Raw genomic sequence first — 985 nt, forward strand, 5'->3', positions numbered from 1 at the left:
ATTCAACGCACTTTAATATTCTGAATATATCTTCTTTTGAAATTAATATGAAGTATATCGGTTATATTTATAACTGTCAAGGTATATATTAATTATTTTGTCGAAAAGGATTTTCATAGACTTATATAGAAAATATTTACAAATGAAATATAAAGAACATTAAAAAAGAATCTTCGCGATAATCGCGAAGATTCTTTTTTACGGTATAAGACGAGTACAATCTCTCGGAAAAGCACTCGCTTCCCTCACGTTGGATAATTCTAAAAGTCGATACACAACCCTTTCTAATCCTATCCCAAAACCACCATGTGGTGGACAACCGTATCGGAATGTATCTAAATAAGATTGAAATTTCTCTGGATGTAATCCTTTTTCTTTAAAAGAAGCAAGTAACATTTCATAGTTATGAATTCGCTGTGCACCTGACGTAATCTCTAGCCCTTTATACAATAAGTCAAAAGAATCAGTAATAGCTGAATTCTCTTTATTTGGCATCGTATACATTGGTCTCGCTTCTCTCGGATAATGTGTAATGAATACAAATTCACTATTATACGTTTCTTTCACATATTTCCCTAGTAACTTTTCACCTTCTGTATCTAAATCCCCTATGGGAGATTCTTTTCGATACTGACTTTTCAAAACTTCTTGTGCTTCTGATAATGTGATTTTAGGAATTTCCGCAATAACAGGTACTGTTACTTGTAATAGTTGTAGTTCTCTTTCACATTTTTCTCCTACTTGTTGAAACATATATCGTAAAACATCTGTTTCTAATTGCATCACTTCATGAAAATCATGAATAAATCCAAGTTCTACGTCTAACGATATATATTCATTTAAATGTCGTGACGAGTTATGATGTTCAGCCCGGTACACAGGAGCAATTTCAAAAACACATTCGAGTCCTCCCGCTACCATCATTTGTTTATAAAACTGTGGTGATTGAGCTAAATACGCTTCTTTTTGGAAATATGGAAGCTTA

At 32.7% G+C, this 985-nt stretch carries 1 protein-coding gene; it reads right to left on the bottom strand.

Translation table 11 applies throughout. The features are described 5' to 3' along the window. Positions 1-198: 198 nt before the first annotated feature. The coding region (gene aspS / locus AC1DTM_RS28570) for an aspartate--tRNA(Asn) ligase (protein WP_477001499.1) at positions 199-985 on the bottom strand (787 nt) is incomplete at its 5' end.

The sequence above is a fragment of the Bacillus sp. P4_D3 genome (assembly GCF_056401855.1).